We start from the raw sequence: 20,156 nt of genomic DNA, 5'->3' as shown, positions 1-20,156 counted from the left end.
TCGTTATCGCGCCGAAGCGGCGGGTTGCGTTGGCGCCTGGAACAGTCGCGGTGCGAAGTCTTTCAGGTCGCGACGCCATGTCTGCCATTCGTGATTGGTTCCGGGAGACTCATAAAACACGTGCTGGATCTTTGCTTCATCCAGAGAGGCGTGAAGACTCTCGAGGCCTGCCTTCATCCGTTCAGGCTCGTCCGTTCCGACGCCGATCCACAGCAGATGCACCCGCTTGGCAAACGCAGCCGGATCGGCCATGGCGCCGTGGAAAGCTGTCTTCGTGTCCAATTTGTTATTGCCCATCATGAACACATTGGCCGCTCCGCTGAATCCGCCGATATATGAGAACAAGTCGAGATGATTGAATGTCACCTGGAAGGTCTGCATGCCGCCCATCGAAAGCCCCGCCATCGCGCGGTGATCCCTGTCGGGAATTGTACGGAACGTCTTGTCGACGAACGGAATCAGAACCTGCGTCATGTCGTCCTCGAACGCGCCCATCCGCTCCTGCATCACTTTCATGAATTCCGGCGAGCCGAACGGCCTTCCAGTCAGGTCGGGGACTACGTATCCTGCGCGGTTGGCATATCCATTGGCCATTACGATGATCATGGGCTTCGTTTTTCCGCTTGCGATCAAATTGTCGAGAATGAAATTCGCTTTGCCTTGCCGGGTCCATCCGGTCTCATCTTCGCCGCCGCCGTCCACAATCACCGTGTAGTAGTGAAGCCCTGGAGCCATGGTCGCCGTAGTGAACGTCCAGAATCCGTCCGCCTGCTTCTCCATATCCACCTTTGGACCACTCCAGAAATTGAGCTTCACCTTCGTCGCGTCTGGCGCTTTAAACCGAATCTGTACGCGCGAGTTGCTGTCGACCTTCGGGAATTGAGCATCCAAAACATTCGATGTTGCGGGCCTGAAATCACCTGGCTCCTGCGCAAAACAGAAGCTCGCTGCCAGTAGCATCACGAATCCAATTACTTTCAAAATGCACCTCCACGCGAACGTTTACCGAGACAGAGCCGGCTTGGATCCGGATTAGTCTGCAAACATCAACCATCGGCATAGTAAATCCGTCATCCCGGAGAAATAAAGCGATTTATTTGGCTTGTTCGTGCTGGCTTTTTCTGTGTATATTCGAGGGTTCCGAACCGGAGTACGAGAACGGGGGCTGTAAATACCGTGCCTCGAATCTCCGCCGGTTCTGCGGAGGGAGGGTCTGTGGCGCGTCGCGTTCTTGCTGTTTTAGGTCTGCTTGCTTTCTCTTCGGTTGCGCCTTTATTGGCCGCCGACAACGTCATTCATCTCTCCGTCGACGCGACGAGGCCGGGCCCGAAGATCGATCGCAACCTCTTCGGCCAGTTCGCCGAGAATCTCGGCCACGGCCTCTACGAAGGCATCTGGGTGGGCCCCGACTCATCGATTCCGAATACCCGGGGAATCCGCAACGATGTTGTTGCTGCGCTCAAGGAACTGAAGGTACCCAACGTTCGGTGGCCCGGTGGCTGTTTCGCCGACCAGTATCACTGGCGGAAGGGAATCGGCCCCCGCGACAAGCGCCCGGCGACCGTGAACTCGGCATGGGGCGACGTCATCGATACGAACGCCTTCGGCACCGACGAGTTCATGGACTTCATCGATCAGATCGGCAGCACACCGTACGTGTCTGTCAATGTCGGTTCCGGCACGACGCAGGAAGCGGCCGAGTGGCTTGAATACATGACGGCCGCAGCGCCCACGGCTCTTGCCAAAGAGCGAGCCGCGAACGGCCATCCGGAGGCCTACAGGGTAGGGTTTCTCGGCCTCGGCAACGAAAGCTGGGATTGTGGCGGCGCGATGACGCCTGACTACTACGTCAGCCTGATGAAGGTGTACAGCCGCTTCGTGCTCAACATGAATCCCGGGCAACGCAGCAAGGACCAGATGCTGAAGATCGCCGTCGGTCCTGGCACGCCGGATACCACGTGGACCGATGCTGTAATGCAAGCGTGGAAGAAGCACACCTGGGCATGGGACATCAACGGCGTTTCACTACACTGGTACACGGTGCCAAACGGCTGGCCGCCGTCGACCGCCTCGGAGAAGTTCGGGCCGGACGACTACGTCAAAGCACTTAAATCCACGCTCTTCATGGATGAGTTCTTGCGAAAGCAGGAAGCCGTCATGGATAAGTACGACCCGGAGAAGAAGGTTACGTTGAGCGTGGACGAATGGGGCGCGTGGCACGCGCCATTGCAGGGATCGAATCCAGCATTCCTCGTCCAGCAGAACAGCGTTCGCGATGCTATTCTCGCCTCTCTCAACCTGAACATCTTTGCGCGTCACGCCGACCGCGTCCGCATGGCCAACATCGCCCAAATGATCAATGTACTTCAGGCAATGATCCTTACGGACAAGGAGAAAATGGTCCTGACGCCCACCTATTACGTCTTCAAGATGTACGTTCCGTTTCAGGACGCCAAGTTCATTCCTGTCGCTTTCGATGCGGGAACCTACACCCATGGCAGCGTAACGCTGCCACGTGTCGACGCGATTGCGGCAAAGGGGGCGAACGGGAAGCTGCTGCTTGAGATCACTAACCTCGATGCGGAAAACCCGGCAACGATCGATGTAGATATTGCCGGCATCGCGGCAAGGTCGGCAAAGGCGGAGACGTTAACGGGAGTTGCGGTAGACAGTATCAACACCTTCGATTCACCGAGTACAGTTGTGCCGAAACCGATAGCAGTGAAGGTTCAGAACGGCAAGCTTTCGCTCACGGTGGCGTCTCGATCCGTGACCGTCATCTCGATTGAGCCGTAATCGCGAACTGCGGGATCGAGAGCCTGGACGATATTGGCACTCGATTCGAACCCTAACGACGGGCATTTTGCTCCATCCAGTATTCGGAGAAACAGACCATGCATCTGCTCCTGAAGATCGTCGCGAAAACGCTTACCCCAAAACTGGCAGTGAGTTTCCTGTTACTGCTTTCGCTGCCCTCCGCTATTTCATCCCAGACTCACGTTGTGAACGCCACCATCGACACCTCGAAGACCGGCGCTCCCATCTCGAAAAATATCTACGGCCAGTTTCTTGAGCACGGCGGCGATATCGTCAACACCGGCATTTGGTCTGAGATGCTCGTCGATCGCAAGTTCTTCTACCCTGTAGCTGCGAGCGCGCCTACGCCTCCTCCGGTGATAGGCGGTGCTGGTGGCAATCCGCGCTTTCGCCGCGTTCCTACGCGCTGGTGGTCTCCCATAGGCGGTGGTGACGTGGTCACCATGGACGGCAGGGATGCCTACACTGGTGATCATTCGCCGTTGGTCAGACTTGACGCCAAAGATCCGCACGGATTTAGCCAATCCGGAATCGCGGTTCGCAAAGGAAAGACCTACACGGGGCGCATCGTGCTCGCCGGTTCGCCGGGCGCGGTGGTCAAGGTGACGCTGATCTGGGGCACGGAACCCACTGACCGCGAGGCGATCACGATCCAGACGCTCGGAACGGCATACCGCAAGTTCCCTCTGCGGTGTACCGCCAAAGTTGATAGCGATGACGCAAGACTCGAGATCACCGGCACGGGTCGAGGGTCCTTTCATGTCGGCGCGGTGTCGCTGATGCCTGCCGACAACATCGACGGATTTCGCCCAGAAGTGATCGCTGCGCTCAAGCAGTTGCGCTTTGGCGTTCTGCGCTTTCCCGGCGGCAACTTTGTTTCCGCGTACGAGTGGCGCTACGGCGTCGGCGACATCGACAAGAGGCCGCCCATCTTCGATCCTGTGTGGCACGCCGTTCAACCGAACGACGTGGGCACGGATGAGTTTCTCACGCTCTGCCGCCTTCTCGGCGTTGATCCTTACATCACGGTGAATGCCGGCTTCGGCGACGCGTGGTCGGCGCGCGAGCTGGTCGAGTACACCAACGGAGCCGCAACAACACCGATGGGCAAATGGCGAGCTGCAAACGGCCACCCTGTTCCTTATCACGTGCAGTGGTGGGGAGTTGGTAACGAACCCTGGGGCGACTACCAGATGGGCTCGATGTCGCTTCCGCAGTTTGAGTTGAAGCACAACCTCTTCGCGAAAGAGATGAAGAAGGTCGATCCATCCGTCAAGCTGATCGCCGGCGGAGCGATGCCAGACGTGATGGAAGGAGCCGACCAGGCGAGGCGCATCAACGGCCAGTATGTTCCCGACTATCTTTCGCCAGCCGACTGGACCGGCCAGATGCTCCTCAACTGCCTCGACAACATCGACATGGTCAGCGAGCATTACTACGCATCGGGCACGCAACATACCGACATGAAGCTGCAAAAGAAGGTGCCCATCGAGCCTCCTCTGTCGCTGCTCGAGTGGGAACGCGCACCCGCGGTCCAGGTTTGCGCGAAATATGAGCACTATCAGGAGTACCTGAAGCGCATCCCCGCGCTGCGTGCCAGACCGGTTCCCATCGCCATCGATGAGTGGGCTTACTTCGGCGGCAATCGCGACGGATATAAGGTTGTACCTGCGTACGCATGGGCTTTCCACGAAATGTTCCGCCACTCCGATATCTTTCAGATGGGCGCATTCACCTTCGCGACCGCAATGATGAGCCAGAACCGAACTGAAACAATCCTCAATCCCACTGGCATGCTCTTCAAGATGTACCGCGATCACTTCGGCACCATCCCCGTCGCTGTCACCGGCGATTCTCCGCAGCCCAAGCCCACGTTTCCGGCAGGCGGCGACCAGCCCGCGGTCAACCCCGGCAGCGACACGTATCCGCTGGATGTGAGCGCCGCGCTCAGTGAAGACCGCAAGACGCTCGCCATTGCCGTACTCAATCCTTCTGACTCCGAACAGAGCATCACGATTGCGATCAGCGGAACGAAGCTTGCCAGTGCAGGGAAGTTGTGGCGCATGGCTCCTGACTCCATTGATGCAACGGTTCAAGTGGACAAGAAGCCTGAGGTTCAGGTCGAAGAACAGACGCTCGGTGCGCTGCCTGCCACCATCACGGTGCGCCCCTTCAGCGTGAACATTTATTCCTACCCGGTGCAGTAGCCAGGTCTGTCGAGAGAGGGTCCAGATGAAATCAACGAAGTTGTTCATTGCGTGCGCAATCACATTGGCAGTTGCACCCGGTTCATGGCTCGCGGCGCAGGTGCATACAAACGTTCCCGAAGTTGTCTCTGGCGCAAAGCCTGTGACAGTGGAGCACATCAAGATCCACGGTGCGGCGCTCGAAGGCAATCTCGAAGGCGATGCCGTTGATCGCGACGTCATTGTTTTCCTGCCGCCCAGCTATCAGAAGGACAAGAAACGCCGCTATCCGGTGGTGTACGCGCTGCACGGGTATTCCATCGGCGCTGAACAGTGGACGCACGAGATCCACGTTCCGCAGACCGTCGAAGGTGCGTTCGCGCTAGGCTCGCAGGAGATGATCGTGGTGCTGCCCGATTCCAAAACCGTTTATAACGGCTCGATGTATTCAAGCTCCGTTACCACCGGCGACTTCGAAAAGTTCATATGGCACGACGTTGTGTCATACATAGACGCTCACTATCGCACCATCCCTGATCGCACCAGCCGCGGTCTTGTGGGTCACTCCATGGGCGGCTATGGTGCGTCGCGCATCGGCATGAAGCATCCGGACATATTCGGCGCGCTCTACATCATGAGTCCCTGCTGCATGTCTTCGATGGTCGGCGGACCTGGTCCTGCCGATCAGATGAAGGAGCGGGCGATCGCCAGCGAGAAGAAGGTTGCCGCGGCCAAGTCTCCGGCTGACCTGGCAGCACAGTCGCCGGGCTTCGCCTCCGCCCAATATGCCACCGCGGCCGCGTGGGCTCCGGATCCCAAGAACCCTCCGCTCTACTTCGATCTGCCGACCAAGGACGGCGTTTCGCAACCGGAGATCGTAGCCAAATACACGGCCAACTCCCCGCTGGCATTCGTGGATCAGTACATCGGTAATCTTAAGCAGTACCGGGCCATCTCTATGGACGTCGGCGATCAGGACGGACTGCGATTCGATGCCACCAAGCTGCATACCATCCTCGATAACTATGGGATCGCGAACAGCTTTGAGATTTACTCTGGCACGCATGTCAGTGCAGTCGCCGATCGATTCCAGAACCACGTGCTGCCATTCTTCAGTAAGAACCTGTGCTTCACAGCCGATTGCCGTTAGTGAGCAGAACATCGCCAAACAGAAAGTCGAGATCAACGATGCTTTGGAAAGCAGGAATTCTCCGCACCTGTCGTGATGGTTGGGAGGTCATGCCCATCCTGTTTCTCTTCTTTGCTACCTCGTCGATGGCAAACGCGCAAATGCCCGGACAGGATGCGCCGGGGCCTCCACCTGAGCAAATCGAGCAGACAAGCCACGGCATCCGCGCCACCGCGGGCAGTGAAGTCCTCGAGGTCACCGTGTGTGCTGACTCGGTGATTCACGTCGTTGCTACTCCTGCACCGTCTGCACACGCCTCGCCGCGCCCGTGGATGCTCGACGCACAGCAATCCTGTCCCGGAGCGCCATTCACGTTTGCGCAGGACGCGAAGGCGGCCAGTTTGAAGACTGCACAGCTTGAGGTGATCGTCAACATCGAACGCGGCAATCTCTCATTTCGCAGCATCAGTGGAGAATCGTTGCTGAACGAAGGTAACAGCATCCCGCGCACCTACGAGCCGGTCGAGCTCAATGGAGAACACACCTTCCGCGTCACGGACCGCTTTTCTCCTTCAATCACCGAAGGGCTTTACGGGCTCGGGCAGCACCAGAACGGAATGTTCAACTATCGCGGCGCCACAGTGGAACTCGGTCAAGACAACACCGATGTCGCAATCCCCCTGCTGATTTCGAGCAAGGGCTACGGGCTGATGTGGAACACGGCGGCGCTCACTTATTTTGATAATCGCTTCCCGCTTGATATGAAGCTGACTTCGATCGCCGGCAAGTCGATCGACTACTACTTCCTCTACGGTCCGGAGATCGACGCCGTTCTTCACGAGTACCGCACCATGACCGGCCACACGCCCATGCTGCCCAAGTGGGCCTATGGTTTTTTTCAATCGAAGGACCGCTATGTATCGCTCGACGAGATTCGCGAGATCGCAGAGCGCTATCGCCGGGAACATATTCCACTCGACGCCATGGTGCAGGACTGGTTCTGGTGGAAGACCGAGGGCGACCCGGTCTTCAATTCGAACTATCACGACGTAGAAAAGGATCTCGATGCCCTGCACAAAGAGAACGTGCACGCCATGATCTCCGTCTGGGGCCTGCTCGACCCGAAGTCCGAGACTTATAAGGTTCTGGATGCAAAGCATGAGCTTGTGTCCGATGCTCACGTCTACGACGCCACCAACCCAGAGGCGCGCGACCTCTACTGGGAGCACCTGCCCGGCAAACTGCTGGCGCAGGGATGGGATGCATTCTGGCTCGACAGCGCCGAGCCCGAAGAGTACTGGCCGCACATGGGCGACGCCATTCTCAGCAGCCGCCAGATCGCTATCGGCAACGGCGCCGAATTCACTAACGTCTTCCCGCTCCTGCACACCCTTGGAGTACAGGAGCACTGGAAATCGCAGATCCCGGGCAAGCGCGTCTTTCTGCTCACGCGCTCGGCCTTCCTCGGCCAGCAGCGCGTGGGCGCCACCGTCTGGTCGGGAGATGTCTACGGCACCTATTGGGGCTTGAGCCACCAGGTTCCCGCCGGTCTCAGTTTTGCGCTGTCTGGCTCTCCATATTGGACCACTGACATCGGGGGCTATTGGCCTCCGCACGAGGATCCTCTCGCCGATCCCGCATTTCAGGATCTCTATGCGCGCTGGTTCGAGTACGGCACGTTCTGCCCCATCTTCCGCACCCACGGTCACCGGCCTCACAACGAGCTATGGAGCTTCGACAAAGTCGAGCCCATCCTAGTGAGTTACGACAAGCTCCGGTATCGGCTGATGCCGTATATCTATTCCCTGGCATGGAAGGTAACGAGCGAGGACTACACCATTCAGCGCCCGCTCGTGATGGACTGGCGCCGCGACTCCAACACACGGAACCTCGGCGATCAATTCATGTTTGGCCCTGCCATCATGGTCAACCCGGTGCTCAAGGCCGACGCGAACAAGCGCAACGTTTATTTGCCGGCTGCTGCTGCATGGTACGACTTCTGGACTGGCAAATCGGAAACAGGCGGACAGGAGATCGAAGCCGATGCGCCCCTCGATCGCATACCACTCTTCGTGCGCGCCGGTTCTATCCTTCCCATGGGTCCGCAGATCGAGTACGCCACGCAGGATCCTGCGGGGCCCATCGAGCTTCGCGTATATCGCGGCGCCGATGGGAAATTTGATCTTTATGAAGACGCAGGCGATGGATACGAGTACGAGAAAGGCCAGCATTCCGTCATCCCAATCCAATGGAACGACACCGACTCGTCACTCACCATCGGCGCACGGCAAGGCTCATTCCCTGGAATAATCGAACACCGCAAATTCCGCGTCGTCCTGGTAGCGGGCGGACATGGAACAGGCGTAGATGTGACCAGCACGGCAAACGCGGAGGTCAGTTACGAAGGCAACGAAGTTCACGCAACCATCAAGTGATTCGGCGCAGCGCCGGGCTTCGTAAAACAAAATAGTCCACGCTGCGCTGACACATTTTGTTACGGAGAAGGCCGATTATGACGAAATACAATCTCTCGCTTCTTCTGGCGGTGCTGTGTGTACCCTTGGCTGCACCGTCTCAATCGGCCGATCCCTGTGCGGCTCTCTCCGGCCTTAAGATCGGCGGCACCGAAATCACCAAGGCCGCGCTCGTTCCCGCCGGAACCACTGTCCCGGCGCCGTATCCCGGCGCGCCGGCTATCGGCCCGCTTCCAGCCCATTGCCGCGTCGACGGTGTCATCAATCGCCGCAAGGGCGTCGACGGTCAGGAGTTCGGCATCGGCTTTGCTCTCGCACTGCCCGAAAATGCGGCCTGGAACGGTGACTTCATGATGCAGGGCGGCGGCGGAGGCAATGGCATCATTGCGTACCCCGCCGGAGCGAACTATGCTGGCGACAAGCCGGCACTCTCCCGCGGATTCGCCGTGGCAAGCACCGATACTGGACACAAGGCCAAGACCGGCGCGTTCGACTTTTCATTCATGCGCGACCAGCAGGCCTATCTCGATTTCGCCTTCCTCGCGAACGCTGAAGTCGCCGGAGTCGCCAAGCAGATCATCGGGCACTACTACGCAAAACCTGCAGCGTATTCCTACTTTGTCGGCTGCTCCACAGGCGGGCGCGAGGGCATGATCCTCTCGCAGCGCTATCCCACCGTGTTCAACGGCATCGTCTCCGGTGATCCAGCCATGCGCACCGGCCTGTCTAATCTTGCCATCGCGCAATGGTTCCCCGTGGCTTACAACCAGGCTTCTCCCAAAGACGCCTCCGGCAAGCCGCAGATCGACAAGTTCCTCACCGACGACGACCGAAAGCTCTTTATGGATGCGCTGATGAAGCAATGCGACGCGAGAGACGGCGTAGCCGACGGCATGATCTCCGATCCTCTTGGCTGCGACTTCGACCCCACGGTCCTCGCGTGCAAGCCCGGCCAGACCGACGCGTGCATCGTCCCCGAGAAAATCGGCGCCATCAAGAAAGCTTTTGCCGGACCGAAGAATGCCTATGGCACGCAGGTCTACCCGGGCTTCCTTTATGACGCGGACATTACTTCGAAAGGCTTCGCATCAGGTTTACTGGCCTTGGGACCAGGCGGTCTCTTCGGTCCTTACACTACGGCAACTGAACTCGACGTCGACAAAGCAGCGCTGCATGCCTCCGATCCACTTGTCGAACCTGCGTCCACCAATCTCTCCACGTTCTCACTCAGCCGCGGCAAGCTCATCTTCTTCCACGGCGACAGCGATCCGTGGTTCTCGCCGCTCGACACGCTCGGCTATTACCAATCGCTTGCCGCAACCAAAGGCGGCGCCGAGAAGGTTTCCGAATGGAGCCGCATGTTTCTCGTCCCCGGGATGGCTCATTGCGGCGGCGGTCCCGCTCTAGATCACTTCGACATGCTCACCGCTATCGTCAGTTGGGTCGAGAAAGGCGCCGCGCCCGACGCAGTGATCGCCACTGGGCAGGCATTTCCAGGTCGCAGCCGACCGCTGTGCGCTTATCCGAAACACGCGCAGTACACCGGAACCGGTGACACCCAAGATGCCCGCAACTTCCAATGCCAGGGCACCGCACGCTGATGGTGAGAGGTTTCGAGTCATGAGTTTCAGACGCATTCAAAGCGTATCGCTTGCTGCAGGTCTTTTGTTTGCCGCGAGCGTTGCTGCATTTGCGCAGCCTACCCCCGGTCGAGCCACAGAGGCTGCAGCCGTTGAGCCGCTTCCTTTCGTCGGCCCGATCTTCGCCGATAACATGGTGCTTCAGCGCGGCGAGCCCGATACCATCTGGGGCTGGTCTGATCCTGGAGATAATGTCCGCGTGCAGATCGGCGGGAATACAGCAACTGGCACTGCCGGCGCAGATCGCCGCTGGGTCGTCAGAATTCAGCCCCCTGCGACCGGCGGCCCTTATACCGTAACCATCAGCGGTCATCAATCGGTTGAACTGCATAACGTCCTCGTCGGCGACGTCTGGCTCTGCGGTGGCCAGTCGAACATGGGGCTGCCACTTCGGTTCACTAAGAACGCCGATGATGAAATTAAGTTGGCTAACTACCCCGACATCCGTTTCTTCACCGTCCAGGGTCATCCCGCGTACCACCGTGTAGACGTCATTGAAGGCGAATGGCGCGTCGTGTCGCCCGAAACCGCAAACTGGATCTCAGCCGTTGGCTACTACTTCGCCCGAAAAGTCCAACAGGAGATCCATATCCCCATCGGCCTCGTCATCGATGCCGTTGGTGGAACCCCCGCAGAATCGTGGACCAGCGAAGCCGCGCTTCGTCCACTTCACGATTTCGATATCCCGCTCGCAGAACTCGACCGGTTGAAAGCCGAAAATGCGCCGGAATACGGCAACTACGTCGCGCACTGGTATGACCAGTACGATATCGGGGAGAAGAACAACTGGGCCGCTCCGGGATTCGACGACTCGACATGGAAGCAGGTCTCAATCCCCGGCGGATTCGCAGAGCTTGGCGTGCCCGATACGCCGGCCCTGGTCTGGTTCCGCAAAGACATTATTCTGCCCGACCCGTTACCCAAGCTGGCAGCCCCGGCATCGACTCCAACCCCAGGCCCATTCCCTCGTGGCGACAACATGCTCTCCCTTGGCGAGATCGAGCGCATGGATACCGCCTACGTCAATGGAACGGAAGTCGGCGGCAGCGCCTGGGTCGAAAATCCGCGCAGGTATATCATCCGCGACGGCATATTAAAGCCAGGCCGCAACGTAATCGCCATTCGTGTTCTCAAAACCAAGCCCGATGGCGGCTTCCTCTCCAAGCCCGAAGATCTTGTTCTCGCACTTGGCGATCAGATCAGCATCCCTCTCGCGGGCCAGTGGAAAGCGAAGTTGAGTTTCGACGCTCGTCCGCCACAACCGCTTCCTATCGCCTACGAAAACTGGCCGGTTATGCCGACTGTCCTTTACGAAGGTATGCTCGCACCCATCGCTCCGTTCTCGCTCACCGGCGTGATCTGGTACCAAGGCGAGCAGAATTCCCCGCGCGGCTATCAGTACCGCAAGATTCTCCCCGCCATGATTGCAGACTGGCGCTCGCTTTTCGGGCAGGGCGACTTTCCGTTCTACATTGTCAGCCTGCCCGCCTTCACAAAGCGCAGCCCAGTTCCCGCTGACGGCGACGACTGGGCTGAGACGCGCGAGTCTCAAGCCATTGCTGCGGCCGCCGTACCAAACTCGTGCCTAGCTGTCACAATCGACACCGGCGATCCCGACAATATTCACGCCAAAGACAAGCGGCCAGTCGGAGATCGCCTCGCTCTTTGTGCACTCGCAAGATACTATGGCAAAAACGTGGTCTACTCGGGACCCACTCTTGAGTCCGTCGAGCGCGTGGCCGGTTCGATTCGCTTGCACTTTGCGCATGCTGACGGGGGTCTCGTTGTCAAAGGCGACAAACTCGAAGAATTCTCCATTGCGGGCGATGACCGCAAATGGTTCTGGGCCGACGCACGCATCGAAGGCAACACCGTCGTCGTCTCGTTGCCGTTCGTGCCCAACCCCACGCAAGTGCGGTACGCCTGGCAATCCAATCCCGCCGCAACCCTCTTCAATGGCGCTGGACTTCCGGCTGCTCCTTTCCGCACCGACGCTTGGCTCGGTAAGACGGAAGAAACAAAGCCCTACTAAGCCCGCAGCCATCGCTCTCATTTTATTTGGAAGGATATTCCGCGCAGCGGAAGCTTGCAGCTTTTGCTGGATCATTCTTGCCATCCACTGCGGGGATCGCAGAAAGGGACATAACGGGCGTTCGAACAGCAGTTTCCCGCCGGGTGATCATATCTCCAGTAAAAGCATGAGCGAGCTCAGACTCTTTCCGTGCGCATCGAGACGCAGTGAACGCGTAACGCTGTCGGCCGGCCGGCGCTGCAGGACGAAGTTCAGCGCGCACAGATTTGGAACGCAGTATCGTATGACCGGCTTCGTGATGTGTTCATTGAACAGTTCGCTCACTCGCTCCACTGTCACGCGCTCGACAAGTGTCGGATAGTCCTCGTCGCGATAGGCGAACACGGCAATGTTTACAAGGTTTCCCTTGTCGCCGGCACGCGCATGTGCAATTGCCTGCAGCTTCATCGGGCCACCTCCATCGAGAAGCTTGGCGTGACGAGTTCGCGCGCGATGAGCGCGGGTACGATGGCAATGTTCTCCCGCACCGAGAATGTCACTCCTGCCCCTGCGGCAGGCCCATTCAGGTAGAGGCTCTCCACTTCGCGTGTTAGACGCTTCGCATCGATCTCGCGCGTGAATCGTGCCGCAGCTCGCAGCCGCACTTCGTAGGGAGCGGGCCAATCGCCGGGAGGGCCGTGCATCGAGCTGAGTCCGATGAGGTCGATCCTCAGATCGTCGGCTCCGATGTGAGCCAGGCGCTTGTCGAGTATCTGGCGTGCAAGTTCCGCGCGCGGCAGCGCACCCGGTCCCGCATATGAGATTTGCCCTTCCGCAATGACTCCGTCATCGACGCCGATGGAAACCTTGTAATCCTGCGGCCGTGCCTGTCCCTTTGCACCAGACACACGCATTGCACCGCGAGCCTGCTGGTCGAAGCGAATCCCTGTGAAGTCGGCGATCACGTCGGGCGTTATGTATGCCGATGGGTTCAAAACCTCGTACAATATTTGTTCGCGGCAGGTCTGCAGGCTGATGAGTCCGCCGGAACCCTCAACCTTGGTCAGCATTGCCGAACCATCTTCTATCACCTCTGCCAGCGGAAATCCAAGCCGATCGAGACCGGGAACATCTTTGCATCCGGGATCTGCGAAGTAACCGCCTGTGAGTTGCCCAGCGCATTCCAGCAGATGGCCTACCGCGGTGCCCTGTCCCAGCAGATCCCACGACGCTGCGTTCCAGCCGAACGAGTGTATGAGAGCTCCCAGAAATAGCGAAGGGTCGGCCACTCTTCCCGTCAGAACAACATCTGCGCCGCGATCAAGAACCTCAGCCAATGCGTCGGCGCCCAAGTATGCATTCGCTGAGATGATCATCGCGTGAGCCGGAAGGGGCTGATCGTCGAAAGCCTTGAACGCATCTTTGAGTAAGAGAACGTCATCGCCTTCCATGCACGCAATACGCAATCCATGAAGTCCCAGAGTTCGGGCGATTTCGATCGTTTGTAGCGCGGCCGCCCTCGGATTCGCCGCGCCCATATTGCTGATCACGCGAACTCCGTTGCGACGGCATGCGGGCAAGATAGCACGCATGCGCTCGACGAGAAGCGGGTCGTATCCGGCGTTGGAATCTTCGCGTTTGCGCAACTGACTCATCGCGATCGTTCGCTCGGCCAGACACTCGAAGACAAGGAAGTCGAGGTGGCCCTGTTGGGCGAGTTCGACCGCGGGCTCAATGCGATCGCCGGAGAATCCTGCTCCCGCACCGATTCTGACCTTCTTCATCTGCGCTCTCCCCAACAAACCACAATGCCCGGCTTCGCCTGGAGTATCGATACGACCTTTGCATTTGTATCTTGCATAAACCGCCAGCGGAGTTTTTGTAAGTCGCGATCGATCATTCTCTCTCTTTCCCGCCCTACAGCGGAATTACATGAAAGAGAACGGCAGCAATCGTCATCACGATCGATGCTCCGAGCAGAAACGGACCAGCAAAACGCTGATGTGTGCTCAATTCAATTTCACTAAGTCCGGTTACCAGAAACGTCGCCGGCGTGAGCGGACTTACAGGGAAGCCCGTGGTCATCTGCCCCAGCAGCGCGGCTTCAGCAACGCTCGTCGCAGGCAATCCAAATCCTTGAACGGCGGCGGCGAGCACAGGGAGGATGCCGAAGTAAAACGAGTCAGGGTCAAAGAGCAGGCTCAACGGCATGGCCACTAGGCCGAGCACCACAGGAATGTGCGGCGCAAGCACCTGCGGGATGTGGGCGATTGCGATTTTCGCCATAGCGTCGAGCATCCCGCTGAATTTTAGGATTCCAGTGAAGACGCCGGCCGAGCAGAGAATGGCGCACATTGATAACGCCGCCTTCGCATGACGGTCGATGGCAGCCCCTTGTTCGCGCACGGTTCTAAAGTTGAGCAGTAGGGCAAGCGTTGTGCCCAGCATGAACGCGATCGCCGGCTCAACCTTGCCGCTGATCACCAAGCCAAGCACCGTGACGGCGAGCACCAGATTGCCAGCGAAGCGAACCCGCGGAACCGCAGCCCCAGCCACCGGTGTTGTGCTTGTTGGCATGAGCGTCGTATCCGTCGGCCCAATGCGCCGCCTCTCCCTGCGACCGAGGTAAATGGCTACAGCGAAGACATAAACCAGGCCAACGATCTGAACAGGAATCAGGGGCTTGAACAGCGCGATGGGAGTGGTGTGCAGCGCGCCGGCAGCGCGAATCGTAGGTCCCGTCCAGGGCAGAAAGTTCACGCCCGCGGCCAGCGATACGGCGCACGCCAGAATCCTGCGATCCATCCCGAGTTGATGGTACAACGGCAGAAGTGTAGGAATCGCAACCAGGAACACGACTGCCCCGGATCCGTCCAGATGCAGAAGCAGCGCGAGCAGAGACGTGCCGGGAACAATGAGCACCGGGTTTTTGCCGATACTGCGGAGCAGGATCTTGACGAATGGCTCGATCGTTCCTGAGTCCGTCAGCACTCCAAAGAAAAGAATGGCAAACAAGAACATCGCCACCACCGGCGCAATCGATACGAGTCCAGAGAGAGCAAACTGTGCGGTTTTTAATCCGAAACCGGCCGCTAAGCACGCGGTGACTGGGAACAGAAAGAGCGCAATCAGCGGTGAGACGCGTCGGCTGGCGATCGCGACGATCATGCCGAGGATAGTGATCAGACCCCAGATAGCAAGCATGCTCAGCACCCGGTGACGCCGCGCTTTCGCGTACAAATGCGAGTATAGAGAGGTGCGTCTCAATATGTACATTGCATAAATCAGAAGCCTATAATCTCGAATTCCGATGATTCATGAGCTCCGTCACATCCGTGCCTTTCTCAAAATCGCAGAGACGCGCAATTTCACACGTGCCGCCAACGATATGCATCTTTCGCAGTCCGCGCTGACCGTTCAGGTGCAACAGCTCGAAGAGAGCCTGGGCGTTAGGCTCTTCGACAGGAACAAGCGAGGAGTGACACTTACGGCTGCCGGCAAGGACGTGTTCGGCCCGCTGCAGCGATTGTTCAATGACGCTTAGAACATCGTTGAACATGCGCGCGACTTGAATTCCGCCTCTACTGGATTCGTAACTATCGCGGCTCTTCCCACCGTCTGCGCTGGCGCGCTTCCAGAGTTGGTGCGAAGCTTCATAGAGACCTACCCCGGCATTCGCGTGCAATTCTCTGACGTAATTGCGGAACGCGTGCGCGAAGCCGTACTCAAACGAGAGGTCGATTTCGGCATCGGAACACTACACGCGTGCGATGCGGACCTTCGCGCAACTCCCCTGTTTCAGGATCGCCTGGTTGTCTTTGCTCCCTCGGGCCACCCGCTCTCCCTTAAGCACACCATCACGCTTCGCGAGGCATCCACCTATGGGTTGATCCTGCCAAGGCGGGAGAGCAGCGTACGAGAGGCAGTCGAGGCCATCGCACATCGCGAACGGTTGCTCCTGGACATTCGCTATGAAACAAATTTCATGCCCACTGCGCTGGCCTTTGTTCGCGCCAACCTGGGCATTGCCATCCTGCCAGAGACTGCGGCGGGCGCTGAGACTTCGGCCTTCTTGAGAATTCCGCTCAACAACAGGTTCTCCAACCGCCGGATCGAGTTGCTTCAGAGAAGAGACGCAACTCTGTCCCCTGCTGCCGAGAGCCTTGTACGCCATCTCCTGCATAAGTTCTATGTCAGAAAGCATGACGGCCACGGCGCAGGATCCGACTCGCGCACGAAAAGGTTGAAGCCATCATCGCGAAATGCGATCAATCCGTTCGAATCAATGAATTGTACACATGCTTCCGGGCGCTGCTATAGTCGCGTGCGTTGCACAAAGATGCACGTTCCGGAGGCTGTATGAATGGTTTGAAGAAGCTCGCTCTGGCCGCAACGGCTGTACTGGCTGTGCCCCAATTGTTCTCGCAGGCCAGCGTGGTCGGCACCGAAGCAGGCAAGCTGCAAGGCGTGACCCAGGGGCCGGTCGAATCATTCAAAGGGGTGCCGTTTGCCGCGCCTCCTGTGGGAGATCTGCGGTGGCGCGCTCCGCAACCCGTACAGCCCTGGTCCGATGTGCGTCAGGCCAACGCCTACTCGGCGGACTGCATGCAAGTCCCATTCCCGAGTGACGCCGCTCCGCTCGGCACCAAGCCGGCAGAGGATTGCCTCTACCTCAACGTGTGGCGTCCTGCGGGAACAAAAGCTGACGCAAAGCTGCCCGTCATGTTCTGGATCTACGGCGGCGGCTTCGTCAATGGAGGCAGTTCGCCCGCGGTTTATGACGGCAGCAAGTTCGCGGAAAAAGGAGTGGTCTTTGTCAGCGCCAACTATCGCCTTGGCCACTTCGGCTTCTTCGCCTTTCCTGAACTCACAAAACAGGATGCCGACGGTATGGTTGGCAACTACGGGTTTATGGACCAGATTGCCGCCTTGAAGTGGGTTCAGAAGAACATCAGTGCGTTCGGGGGAGACCCAACGAACGTTACTGTCTTCGGCGAGTCTGCAGGTGGGTTTTCGGTGAGCATGTTGCTCACGTCTCCTTTGACGCTACGCTTGTTTTCAAGAGCGATCATCGAGTCCGGCGGAGGCCGCACTAACCTGGGCGGCCCACGGTATCTCGAAACCTCGTTGCCGAACGGGCCTCCGTCGGCGGAATCTGTCGGTATCGAGTTCGCGCGAAGCGTGGGGGTGGATGGAACCGGCAAGGATGCGCTGGATCAGTTGAGGCAACTTTCCGCAGAGAAGGTGCTCGGCAATCTCAACATGGCAACCATGAATCAGCCTGGATACGCTGGGCCAATGATCGACGGACGCGTGGTAGTTTCAGATCCCCAATCCGTTTACCTGGCTGGCGCCGGGTGGCATGTGCCTCTCATGATCGGTACCAACAGCATGGACATTGGCTTCGGCTTCGCTCCGAACAAGGAAGCGCTGTTTGCAACCTTCGGTGCGAATCGCGAAAAAGCGATCGCGGCCTACGACCCGACTGGGAACGGAGACCTGCGCGCTGTGCAGTACCAGGTCGCGATGGATCGATTCATGGTAGAGCCAGCTCGTTTCGTTGCCAGCGTTTTCGCTTCGGAAGGTCTGCCTGCCTACGAATACAGGTTCTCGTACGTCGCGAAATCAATGCGCAGCAAGTGGCCGGGGGCGCCGCATGCGACCGAGATCCCCTTTGTCTTCGATACGGTTCAAGCAAAGTATGGAAATGAGCTTGCGCCGGAGGACGAAAAGATCGCGCAGGCAATGCTCAGCTATTGGGTGGCATTTGCCAAGACGGGTGATCCGAGCACGGGCAACACGCTGGCTTGGCCGCGGTACACGCCCGAGACGGATATGCTGATGAACTTCACGGCGAACGGTCCGGTAGCCGAAAAAGATCCTTTGAAAGCGAGACTGGATGCCACGGCGGCATACGTGACTAGCTCCGCTCCTCCATCCGCGCCGAAACCGCCTTCGCGGCCCTAAGGAAGACCGATCCTGAACGGCCGCGCTCACTCCGCAGAGGTTCGTCCGTTCACTAAAGAATCTGGTGCCGCTTTTGGTGCCACTTTGTACCGTGAATCTATGACTTTCTGTGCGACTGTGTGCGATGTGGATAACGGGTCCATTTCATTCATAATTTGGTTCTTATTCCATACCGTGTGAGATGGCGCAGGGAAGTACTAGATCGCGAGAATTGGGGCTTAAAATCCGCAGATCTTTACCGGTCGTGGGGGTTCAAGTCCCCCTCCGGGCACCAGCATCAATCTCGCTCCAACCGCCTTCCCTTCTCCGAAAAGCACGAAAGTCCCAAGTCTCCACCCTCCCGAACCTGAACGTCCGTCATCCCCCGCGACTGTTTCCAATTGAACGTGAAACAAGCTTCGTGATATTCCGGTATCAGTAACCGAAATCCGCAGCACGGAAAACGTGTGCGCCGCAGCCGATTCCATCCGAAAGGGGTGCCGATGGACCGCGATAGATTCTCCATTTCAGTCGTCCCTGAGCCCGTTGACCGTGGATCCAATGGGCCGCGTATCGTTCCGGACCCGAGTGCGGAGTGGGATGCCAAGTGGCTTCGACCCAATATCACTTCGATGCAGCCCCCGCCCCGTCCCATCCCCAGCCCCCTCCCCCCCAGCCCCAATGCGCGTCCCATCTCTACCAGACGCGTTGCACATGTCGCCGCCCCAACCCCCCGCCAGGAGCCCGAGCCTGAACCGCAGGAATCCGATCCGCTCACCCTCCGGTTTCTCCGCTGGCTGTTCCCTGAAGTCAATCAGCGCCGCGCCAAGCGTTTCCCCACGCCCAACCTGGTCGCGTACTACTGGACCGGCGGCGCCCCCTACTCTTATCACGTCGGCGACATCAGCGCCACAGGCCTCTTCCTCCTCACCAAGGAGCGCTGGGCACCCGGCACGCTCATCCAGATGACCCTCCAGCCGCAGGACGGCAGACTCAATAGTTCCGACACCTCCATCTGCGTCCTGTCTGAAGTTGTGCGCTGGGGTGAAAACGGAGCTGGCTTTAACTTCGTCCTCACCGACTACGAGAACGTCTTCGACTACGGAATCCTGCCAGGAGACGCAATTGATAGGAAGTCAGTCGAGCGATTCCTCAACAAAATCGGAGTCCCCGAAATCCGCTGAGCGCCAGAAATCCGCATCACTGCCATCGCTGCCGCTAATGTGATTCCGACGCTGTTGTCTTCCTTCCGATGCCTGCGTCCCGATCGGAATCGAAGGGAAGGGAAGCGCCGTCACAGCGCAATGATTCTTCGTTGCCGGTCCGTCGGCCCGATGTTAGGATTGCACGCAAATCCAAATCAATCTGGAGGGCCCATGGATACTACAACCATCATTCGCATCGTTGCAGGCTGTTTGTTTCTCGGCGTGCTTGCCATCGGAGTTGTCTACATCGCTTTTCTGTCTGGAGTTCTGCGCAAGTGCACCCCCTCTTCGCGGACGATGGAGCCAGGCATGGTCTGGCTGTTGCTTGTTCCCCTCCTGAACGTTGTCTGGAACTTCCTCGTTGTCACGGCGTTGGCCAAGTCGCTTGGAAATGAGTTCAGATTGCGAAACATCCCGACCGATAATCCGGAGCCGGGAAAGTCGATCGGGATTGCCATGTGCGTGTGCGGGGCGTGCTCAATCATTCCGATCGTGAATATAGTTGCAGCGCTGCCGAATCTGATTCTCTGGATTGTGTACTGGGTAAAGATCGCGGAATTGGCGCGGCAGCTTGATCAGCCTCCAGTCGCAACTGGAATTCCGAACACCATGCAGGGGGCTTTAGCCTGCATTTCTCACGGGGAGTAGGCAAGAAGTAAAGGTCCGGGAAAAAGAGAGTGGGAAAAGGCCGCTGTTTTTGTGGCATAACTGCGTTGTCGAAGCGTAGCTAAATGCTTACAAAAGGAGC

The 20,156-nt window shown here is 58.3% G+C and carries 15 protein-coding genes; 11 read left to right on the top strand and 4 right to left on the bottom strand.

Annotated elements, in window-relative coordinates:
- Window positions 1-3 precede the first annotated feature (3 nt).
- A complete protein-coding gene (locus WCA10_RS05765; RefSeq protein ID WP_472821550.1) occupies window positions 4-981 on the bottom strand; it encodes an alpha/beta hydrolase-fold protein in 978 nt (325 codons plus the stop codon).
- Between the two features lie 234 nt (window positions 982-1,215).
- Here WCA10_RS05765 and WCA10_RS05760 point away from each other — a divergent pair, with 234 nt between their 5' ends.
- The 6 genes from WCA10_RS05760 (at window position 1,216) to WCA10_RS05735 (ending at window position 12,278) form a co-directional block, all read left to right on the top strand.
- Entirely contained in the window at window positions 1,216-2,796 is a 1,581-nt protein-coding gene (locus WCA10_RS05760; protein WP_472821549.1) for an alpha-N-arabinofuranosidase, read from the top strand.
- Between the two features lie 98 nt (window positions 2,797-2,894).
- Entirely contained in the window at window positions 2,895-5,024 is a 2,130-nt protein-coding gene (locus WCA10_RS05755) for an alpha-N-arabinofuranosidase (protein WP_472821548.1), read from the top strand.
- Window positions 5,025-5,049: 25 nt separating this feature from the next.
- Window positions 5,050-6,153, top strand: coding sequence for an alpha/beta hydrolase (locus tag WCA10_RS05750; RefSeq protein ID WP_472821547.1), 1,104 nt, complete (start codon window positions 5,050-5,052; stop codon window positions 6,151-6,153).
- A gap of 38 nt (window positions 6,154-6,191) precedes the next feature.
- Window positions 6,192-8,567 carry a glycoside hydrolase family 31 protein gene (locus WCA10_RS05745; RefSeq protein WP_472821546.1) on the top strand — a complete coding sequence of 792 codons (2,376 nt, stop codon included), beginning with the start codon at window positions 6,192-6,194 and terminating at the stop codon, window positions 8,565-8,567.
- Between the two features lie 77 nt (window positions 8,568-8,644).
- Entirely contained in the window at window positions 8,645-10,207 is a 1,563-nt protein-coding gene (locus WCA10_RS05740; protein WP_472821545.1) for a tannase/feruloyl esterase family alpha/beta hydrolase, read from the top strand.
- A 19-nt stretch (window positions 10,208-10,226) separates the two neighbouring features.
- A complete protein-coding gene (locus tag WCA10_RS05735; RefSeq protein WP_472821544.1) occupies window positions 10,227-12,278 on the top strand; it encodes a sialate O-acetylesterase in 2,052 nt (683 codons plus the stop codon).
- A 147-nt stretch (window positions 12,279-12,425) separates the two neighbouring features.
- On the opposite strand, the gene WCA10_RS05730 is transcribed toward WCA10_RS05735, so the two are convergent.
- The 3 genes from WCA10_RS05730 to WCA10_RS05720 form a co-directional block, all read right to left on the bottom strand.
- Complete coding sequence (locus WCA10_RS05730; protein ID WP_472821543.1) at window positions 12,426-12,725, bottom strand: AtuA-related protein; 300 nt, start codon at window positions 12,723-12,725, stop codon at window positions 12,426-12,428.
- Window positions 12,722-14,041: an acyclic terpene utilization AtuA family protein gene (locus WCA10_RS05725; RefSeq protein WP_472821542.1), complete on the bottom strand. Its 1,320-nt coding sequence runs from the start codon at window positions 14,039-14,041 to the stop codon at window positions 12,722-12,724. The genes WCA10_RS05730 and WCA10_RS05725 overlap by 4 nt, the downstream gene beginning before the upstream one ends.
- A 133-nt stretch (window positions 14,042-14,174) precedes the next feature.
- Window positions 14,175-15,461, bottom strand: a complete 1,287-nt coding sequence (locus WCA10_RS05720; protein WP_472821541.1) for a CitMHS family transporter — start codon at window positions 15,459-15,461, stop codon at window positions 14,175-14,177.
- 106 nt (window positions 15,462-15,567) lie between these two features.
- Between WCA10_RS05720 and WCA10_RS05715 the strand changes: the two genes are divergently transcribed.
- From WCA10_RS05715 to WCA10_RS05695, 5 genes are all read left to right on the top strand, one after another.
- Complete coding sequence (locus tag WCA10_RS05715; protein ID WP_472821540.1) at window positions 15,568-15,801, top strand: LysR family transcriptional regulator; 234 nt, start codon at window positions 15,568-15,570, stop codon at window positions 15,799-15,801.
- A 24-nt stretch (window positions 15,802-15,825) separates the two neighbouring features.
- On the top strand, window positions 15,826-16,620 hold the full coding sequence (locus WCA10_RS05710) for a LysR substrate-binding domain-containing protein (RefSeq protein ID WP_472821539.1): 795 nt from the start codon (window positions 15,826-15,828) through the stop codon (window positions 16,618-16,620).
- Entirely contained in the window at window positions 16,617-18,224 is a 1,608-nt protein-coding gene (locus WCA10_RS05705; RefSeq protein WP_472821538.1) for a carboxylesterase/lipase family protein, read from the top strand. The genes WCA10_RS05710 and WCA10_RS05705 overlap by 4 nt, the downstream gene beginning before the upstream one ends.
- Before the next feature lie 482 nt (window positions 18,225-18,706).
- Window positions 18,707-19,387, top strand: a complete 681-nt coding sequence (locus WCA10_RS05700) for a PilZ domain-containing protein (protein WP_472821537.1) — start codon at window positions 18,707-18,709, stop codon at window positions 19,385-19,387.
- A 192-nt stretch (window positions 19,388-19,579) separates the two neighbouring features.
- Complete coding sequence (locus WCA10_RS05695; protein WP_472821536.1) at window positions 19,580-20,056, top strand: hypothetical protein; 477 nt, start codon at window positions 19,580-19,582, stop codon at window positions 20,054-20,056.
- Window positions 20,057-20,156 lie beyond the last annotated feature (100 nt).

Origin of the sequence: Occallatibacter sp., assembly GCF_049582745.1 — a bacterium.
Classification (GTDB): Bacteria; Acidobacteriota; Terriglobia; order Terriglobales; family Acidobacteriaceae; genus Telmatobacter.
This window is presented reverse-complemented; position numbering and strand designations above follow the sequence as displayed.